At 61.8% G+C, this 6,522-nt stretch carries 7 protein-coding genes, 1 tRNA gene and 1 pseudogene; 7 read left to right on the forward strand and 2 right to left on the reverse strand.

Annotated elements, in window-relative coordinates; genetic code table 11:
• Nucleotides 1-138 precede the first annotated feature (138 nt).
• The 6 genes and pseudogenes from MHY23_RS05270 to MHY23_RS05290 all read left to right on the forward strand — a co-directional run bounded on the left by MHY23_RS05270 (nucleotide 139) and on the right by MHY23_RS05290 (nucleotide 5,132).
• Nucleotides 139-1,695: an AbgT family transporter gene (locus tag MHY23_RS05270; protein ID WP_239306693.1), complete on the forward strand. Its 1,557-nt coding sequence runs from the start codon at nucleotides 139-141 to the stop codon at nucleotides 1,693-1,695.
• Between the two features lie 155 nt (nucleotides 1,696-1,850).
• The gene (locus MHY23_RS05275) at nucleotides 1,851-2,537 is read left to right on the forward strand and encodes a hypothetical protein (protein WP_239306694.1); all 687 of its coding nucleotides are present in this window, start codon (nucleotides 1,851-1,853) and stop codon (nucleotides 2,535-2,537) included.
• Nucleotides 2,497-2,709 (forward strand): annotated as a pseudogene (locus MHY23_RS11985) (multiprotein-bridging factor 1 family protein); the annotation flags it as partial. The gene MHY23_RS05275 and the pseudogene MHY23_RS11985, both read left to right, overlap by 41 nt.
• Before the next feature lie 51 nt (nucleotides 2,710-2,760).
• Nucleotides 2,761-3,633: an ImmA/IrrE family metallo-endopeptidase gene (locus MHY23_RS05280; protein WP_239306695.1), complete on the forward strand. Its 873-nt coding sequence runs from the start codon at nucleotides 2,761-2,763 to the stop codon at nucleotides 3,631-3,633.
• 382 nt (nucleotides 3,634-4,015) lie between these two features.
• The gene (locus MHY23_RS05285) at nucleotides 4,016-4,339 is read left to right on the forward strand and encodes a hypothetical protein (protein WP_239306696.1); all 324 of its coding nucleotides are present in this window, start codon (nucleotides 4,016-4,018) and stop codon (nucleotides 4,337-4,339) included.
• Nucleotides 4,340-4,493: 154 nt separating this feature from the next.
• Nucleotides 4,494-5,132, forward strand: coding sequence for a hypothetical protein (locus tag MHY23_RS05290; protein ID WP_239306697.1), 639 nt, complete (start codon nucleotides 4,494-4,496; stop codon nucleotides 5,130-5,132).
• Nucleotides 5,133-5,215: 83 nt separating this feature from the next.
• On the opposite strand, the gene MHY23_RS05295 is transcribed toward MHY23_RS05290, so the two are convergent.
• Both MHY23_RS05295 and MHY23_RS05300 read right to left on the reverse strand, forming a co-directional pair.
• The gene (locus MHY23_RS05295; protein ID WP_239306698.1) at nucleotides 5,216-5,851 is read right to left on the reverse strand and encodes a hypothetical protein; all 636 of its coding nucleotides are present in this window, start codon (nucleotides 5,849-5,851) and stop codon (nucleotides 5,216-5,218) included.
• A gap of 27 nt (nucleotides 5,852-5,878) precedes the next feature.
• Nucleotides 5,879-6,142, reverse strand: a complete 264-nt coding sequence (locus tag MHY23_RS05300) for a hypothetical protein (protein ID WP_239306699.1) — start codon at nucleotides 6,140-6,142, stop codon at nucleotides 5,879-5,881.
• A gap of 132 nt (nucleotides 6,143-6,274) precedes the next feature.
• On the opposite strand from MHY23_RS05300, the gene MHY23_RS05305 reads away from it, so the two are divergent.
• Nucleotides 6,275-6,347, forward strand: a tRNA-Asn gene (locus MHY23_RS05305).
• Nucleotides 6,348-6,522 lie beyond the last annotated feature (175 nt).

The following is a 6,522-nucleotide window of genomic DNA, read 5'->3' on the forward strand; positions in this document are numbered from 1 at the left end:
TGACGAATATGTAATGTGGCTCTCACAATTTGCCGACAACCAGGAAGACCCACCATGACCGGATCAACCAGGACCGACAAGAAACCCGACCATAAGCCTAAAAACCAGGCCCAAAACCAGGCTCAAGACCAAGACGGCATGACTGGCTTTTTGGGCTGGATTGAAAAGATCGGCAACAAGCTGCCGGACCCGTTCTGGCTGTTTGTGATCCTGGCCGGCGTGGTGGCGGTGTCCTCCTGGCTGGCCAACAAGGCGGGCCTGTCCGCCGTGGACCCCGCAACCGGCGAGGAGATCCACGTCGAATCGCTGCTGACCGGCGAGAACATCTCCCGCATGGTCACGGACGCGGTGGAGAACTTCATCGCCTTCCCGCCACTGGGCGTGATCCTGGCGGTGATGCTGGGCGTGGCCGTGGCGGAGCAGACGGGCCTGCTCGCGGCGATGGTCCGCGCGATGGTGGACAAGGTCAGCCCGAAGATGCTCACCTTCATGGTCGCGCTTGCGGGTGTGACCGGTTCGGTGGCCTCGGACGCCATCTACGTGATCATCATCCCGCTGGGCGCGATGGCCTTCCACGCGGTGGGCCGTTCGCCGGTGGTGGGTGCGATGGTGGCGTTCGCGGCGTCGTCGGCAGGCTTTAATGCCTCGCTGATTCTGAATATCACCGACCTGCTGCTCGCCGGCATCTCCACCTCCGCGGCGCAACTTGTCGACGCCGAATACCACGTCTCCCCGCTCGCCAACATCTTCTTTGTCATCCCGTCCGCGGTGGTGCTGTCGCTGATTATTTCGGCGGTGACGGAGCTGTTCGTGGACAAGAAGGCCGAGAACCTTGTCGACCACGACCACATCGACGAGGACGAACTCCAGCTCGACGAGTCCAACCAGCCCGACGACTCCCACCTCACCGACGACGATGACCTGTCGCTCACCCCACTCGAGCGCAAGGGCCTGGCCTGGGCCGGCGTGACCCTCGTTCTGTGCCTGGTGGCCTACTTCGCCCTGCTGTTCATCCCGGGCTCGCCGTTCGCGCGGCCCGAGGAGGGGTTCATGGAGTCGCCTTTGATCCGCGCGATCGCCGTGCCGATCACCGCGATCTTCTTCGCCACCGGCCTGGTCTACGGCCTGATCGTGGGCACGGTGAAAGAGGCCGCGGACGTGCCGAAATTCATGGCCAAGGGCCTGGAGACCCTCCTGCCGATCCTGGTGCTGTTCTTCGCCGTTTCCCAGTTCCTGGCGTGGTTCCAGTGGTCCAACCTGGGCCCCTGGACCGCGATTAAGGGCTCTGAGCTGCTGCAGTCCTGGGACCTGCCCAACGTGGTCCTGTTCGCCGCGTTCGTGCTGATGGTCACGCTGATCAACCTGTTCATCACCTCCGGCTCCGCGCAGTGGGCGCTGATGGCGCCGGTGGTCGTTCCGATGATGATGTACGTGGACGTCTCCCCCGAGGTCACCCAGATGCTCTACCGCATCGGCGACTCGCCGTCGAACATCATCACCCCGATGTCGCCCTACTTCGCCCTGGCGCTGACGTTCCTGCAGAAGTACTACAAGAAGGCCGGCGTGGGCACCCTGATGTCGCTGTCGCTGCCGTACGCCGTGTCCATGCTGGTGGGCTGGTTCATCTTCTTCATGATCTGGTACGCCCTGGGCATTCCGCTCGGCCCCGGCTCCCCGATGGGCTACCAGGTGTAGCTCGGGGGCGGTGAAGGCCCGGTTGCGTCCGCGCAGCCGGGCCCTTTGCTTCTCGACGAGCCTCCGGCTAGAACGCTTGTTCTAATCTCCGACGGTAATGTCCACACCGTGCGCTACTTTCAGGCACAAACCCGACGAGGCCGGAAGGAGCCACCATGACGACGCCATCCCCCATCGAAAACACAACGATCATCCCGCCCCGTGAAGCCAAGGAGTATCTCGCAAAGCGCGATATCGATGCAGACTGCTTTGCCACTGCACTTACCGAGGGCCTCGCGCAGCGACAGAACTGCCAAGTGTTCCACCCCGTGACTGCCCCGGGGTACTACCAGTGGTCCGAGACTAACTTCTCCATCCGAAAGTTCCATTGCGAAAGCAACAACTGGAAAATGGAGAACCCGGACAACCGCCCACTCCTTGTCCACGTTGATAACCAAATTAAGTTCGTCGCAGCCGCTGGCAACTCGGCTACCGGACTCCGAGAAGCTGCACCAGGCTTGGCGCGGAAAAAGGGTATTTCCACTATCCAGTCCGTCAACGCCTCTAACCAGCTGCAGATTGGGCTTGGTGTGTTTACATCTGCAGTGCATTCGCCTGACGCTCGCCACACTCCCCCGCCAGGTGAATGGCTGCTTCTGTACTTTTATGATGAGGAGCACCAGGAACTCCGAAGCGAATTCTCTCGCCCGGCGTCGATCTCCAAAAACGGAGAAGTCGAAGCATGGGACGTTAGAGTTCTGCTCAAACCGATTCATCCGGAATTCGCTATGGCACAGCCAGATCTTTTCGGGACCGAGGACGATGACATTGACTTCACAATCTCACGAGCGAGCGGAAACTAACTCCGCACGCATCTCGCCTTCCCGAATTACAGTCGCTCGACTGCGCCGAGGCCTCACAAAAGCAGAGCTGGCCGCACATCTCGACGTTGCACCAGCAACGCTTTCTCGCTGGGAGAACGAAGGGCCACCGCCTTCCCACACTGAGTTCATCCTCGAGCGCCTCGAAACAGCACTCGGATTCTCCGCCGGATACTTCCTCTCCCCAGAACTCGAAGTTCCCTCGATGGATTCCACGCTCTTTCGGGCCGGCAGCCGCGCGACTCTACGACAGAAGAGCGTCGCAGTCGCATCCGGGGCAAACGCCCGCACGCTCTTGGCATGGCTTCGCCGCAACTTCAACTTCCCAGAACCCAACCTCCCGGACTTGTCTGGGTTCACACCTGCGGAGGCGGCCCGTCACGCGCGAACGATCTGGCAGCTGGGCGATAAGCCAGTTCCAAACTCGGTCCAGCTCGCCGAATCGCTCGGCATCGCCGTCATGGGCCTTCCGCCCTCAGCCTCCGCTGTGGACGCATTTTCCATGTGGGACGGGGAGCAGCCGTTCATCTTCCTAGCCCGGCGCCGCACTCCCGAAGGAGCCCGCTTCGACCTCGCGCACGAGTTGGGCCACCTGCTACTCCACAGCAGCGACGAACCCCGCAGCGGAACACGCGAAGAAGACGAGGCCAACCGGTTCGCCGCCGACTTCCTCATCCCGCCTGGCATAGTTCACGCGCACCTTCGTCTGCACACGAGCCTTGACGACATTCTCCAGCTCAAAACCGCGTTAAAAGTGTCAGCCATGGCCATGCTTCGCGCCGCGTACCAGCACGGCAAACTCAGCGAGCGGGAATACCACTCCCACCTGGCCACCCTCTCCGCGCGCGGTTTCCGCACAGACGAGCCCGGCAGCACACTGCAATATGAACGCTCCCGCGTCTTCGATTACGTGCTTTCCCCCGAAGGTGGCGCCAACATCGAGAGCATCGCCGACGAAACGCAGCTCCCGCCACAGGACCTGCACGCCCTCATGCTCAGCACCCAACCCCACACGGTCTCAAGCTCGACCTCTACAACGAGTGCCCCAGCCCGCCCGACACTCCGCGTGGTGCGCTGATCAGCGCAACCAGCCACGTGCCCGCTACCGTTTCCTTAAAGGCCGTGAACAAGAGGTGATACGCAGTGGCAGATAGAAACTTGGATGCCCATAGCAGCCACAAACGCGCGCCTCACTCATCGCAAAATGACCCCGCCCGCGGGCACACCACTGACCCCCGCCAAGCAGTGCGCGACGCCCTGGACGAGGAGCTTCGTTCCCGCCCCACCACAATGTGGCAAGCGTTTTGGGACGGCTTCAAGCGCGCTTAGCCCGGGCTGAACAGCAAAATACGTCCACAACCAGTTCGCGGCGGACTTTCTCATCCCGCCTAGTGCAGTTCACGCGCACCTACGCTTGCACCCGAGCCTAGATGACATTCTCCGGCTCAAGACGGCGCTGCGTGTCAGCCATGTCCATGCTTCGCGCCGCCCACCACCACGGAAAGCTCAGCGAGCGCGAGTACCGCTCCCATCTCACTTCCTTGGCCGCCCGCGGTTTCCGAACCAGCGAGCCAGGCAGCACGCTTCAGTACGAGCGCTCCCGCGTCTTCGACTTCGTTCTCTCCAGCGACGGAGGCTCATGCGTCTCGAGCATCGCCGCCGAAACCAAGCTCCCGGAGCAGGACCTGCACGCCCTCATGCTCAGCGCCCAGCCCCACACGATCTCGAACTCTGCTTATTCCACAAGCGCCCCCGCCCGCCCGGCGCTCCGCGTGGTTCGCTAAATGGTCGCATTACAGCTCGACCGCAATGCTTATCGACGAGCTCCCGCCACATCCATAACTCCCCGTCCCCTGAATAATTCCCCTGCGCGACGCCTTGGTACATGCTTAAATGTAGTTGTCATTACCCTTCACAATTCCTGCAAAGGAGACTCCCGTGCCAAACGCTAAGGAGCTGGAGCGCCAGCTGCGCGACTTCCAAAACTTGCTTCCCCAGATCGTCGGCTCGCTGCTTGCCGTCATCACCGCAATCGGCGTGATTGTCGCCGCCGTCAACCCCGGCGGCGGCTCTGGCAGCCTGAATGGCGACAAGACCCCCACACCGTCCCCCTCCGCATCCGCCTCGGCGAAGCCTGGCAACTCAGGTGACTACTCCAAGCCGGAGTTCGCAGACGCAAAGTACCTGCACACCCACCGCAGCAGTGTCAGCAACATGCAGTCCGGTGTTGGAGTGACCTTCGATGGTAAGGATTACCCGAAGTCCATGATCTCGACCAGCGATTGGTTCCAGCCAACCGGCTACTTCGATGTGGACAAGAAGTACTCGACCCTGAACTACACCGCGGCGTGGGCCACCAACATCCCGAACACGGGAGGCGTTGGCGTGGTCGAGGTCTATCTCAATGGCGGTCTCCGCGACCGCGTCATGGTCAAGCCGGGCGAATCCAAGGTTCGCAATGCCGACATTCGCGGCGGTGGCCAAGTGAAGATCGTGATGTACGCCTTGGACAAGGAGGATGACAAGAAGAATGTCGCCTCGAACGGCTTGGCCATCCTCACCCCGACGCTGAAGTAACCCGTAGCGAACCAATACCCCGCCTCACCGAGGCGGGGTATTTGTGTTCGAGCTAGCGGAACCTCACCGCAGCCCCCGAAGCCCTACTTCCCAATCTCCGCCGGCGTGCAAATCGGCGCCTGGCGGATGAACTCCTCCGGCGCGCCCTGCTCGCGCAGCGTCAGACCGTTGTAGCACCCGCGCTGCATCCCGGTCTGCTTCGTGCCGGCAGTCGGGATCACGGCCCACTTGCCGTTGGAATTCTTGAAGTACAGGATCCAGTCTGTCTGGTTCGCACCCGCAATGGCCCACTTGCCGTCGCAGAACATCACGTTGGTCCCGGTGAAGTGCGGCCACTCCGGCACCACCGCGTCAAACGCCTGCGGCGCGCAAGAGCCACCAGCAGCCGCGCCATTGTCCTTCTTGGTCAGCCCCGGGATCGCGAGCGCCGGCACCAGCGAGGACAGTCCCGCGGCCGCCGCCGGGTCCAGCCCTTCGGGCAGCTCCAGCAAGCCCTGCTGCACCGCGAAGTACCCGCCGGCTCCCACTGCGGCCAGCACGCCGAGCGTGATGCCGATAATTGCGCCCGTGCTTAACGACGAACCTTCGGCCTCCCCCGAATCCGCAGACGAACCCGTATCGGTAGTGTTCGCGCCCTCCTCAGCGAAGGTGGCAGGCGCAATAACAGCGGACGTGGTGACGGCGGCGGCGACGCCGAGTGCAAGCATCGGTTTCTTCATGCCCGCCACTTTATCGCGTTATACCCGTCACTTCGAGGGGAACAGCGCAATTCCCCACACCCCGAGTGCGACGGTGGCCGCCACGAGCACCCACCACAGCGCCCCACGCGGCCGCGAGAACCATTTATCCGCAGCCAGCCAAACGACGCTCGGCACGACCAGCGCCAGCCCCAGAAACGTCAGTGCCCGCCAGTCGTCGAGACGGTTCGCCGACAACAGGCACACCACGCCGAAGCCCGCGAGCCCCCACGCGACGGCGTTTGCTCGGAATCCACCTACCGGAATCAACATGCCCGCCACCCTACCCAAACACCGGCCACATAACCACGCCTAAAAACACCACTCAACCTGCCGATTTGGGCAAGTCGAACATCCCGCGCTATTGTTACATCTCGTTGCACAGCGCAAGCAACGGCAACATATTCCTCCATAGCTCAGTTGGCAGAGCATTCGACTGTTAATCGAAGGGTCACTGGTTCGAGCCCAGTTGGAGGAGCAAATACCTAACATCCCCTCACCAGACGGATTGTCTGGTGAGGGGATGTTTTCTGGGTTAAACGACAAAAAGTGTGTCTGGCTCGGCGTGTCGTGGGGGTTAGATTTGGCCTTTTTGGATGCCGATTGAGTGGGTGTAGTCGGTGTCGATAGCGTTGTCGTAGAGGGCTGGTCGT

This window comes from Corynebacterium sp. ACRQP, assembly GCF_022345915.1.
Lineage (GTDB): Bacteria > Actinomycetota > Actinomycetes > Mycobacteriales > Mycobacteriaceae > Corynebacterium > Corynebacterium lehmanniae.

What these genes read in the sequence shown, in the direction of transcription:
- MHY23_RS05295 (WP_239306698.1), bottom strand. Translation starts at nt 5,851, where the DNA reads ATGAAGAAACCGATGCTTGCACTCGGCGTCGCCGCCGCCGTCACCACG.
- MHY23_RS05270 (WP_239306693.1), top strand. Translation starts at nt 139, where the DNA reads ATGACTGGCTTTTTGGGCTGGATTGAAAAGATCGGCAACAAGCTGCCG.
- MHY23_RS05275 (WP_239306694.1), top strand. Translation starts at nt 1,851, where the DNA reads ATGACGACGCCATCCCCCATCGAAAACACAACGATCATCCCGCCCCGT.
- MHY23_RS05280 (WP_239306695.1), top strand. Translation starts at nt 2,761, where the DNA reads ATGGATTCCACGCTCTTTCGGGCCGGCAGCCGCGCGACTCTACGACAG.
- MHY23_RS05300 (WP_239306699.1), bottom strand. Translation starts at nt 6,142, where the DNA reads ATGTTGATTCCGGTAGGTGGATTCCGAGCAAACGCCGTCGCGTGGGGG.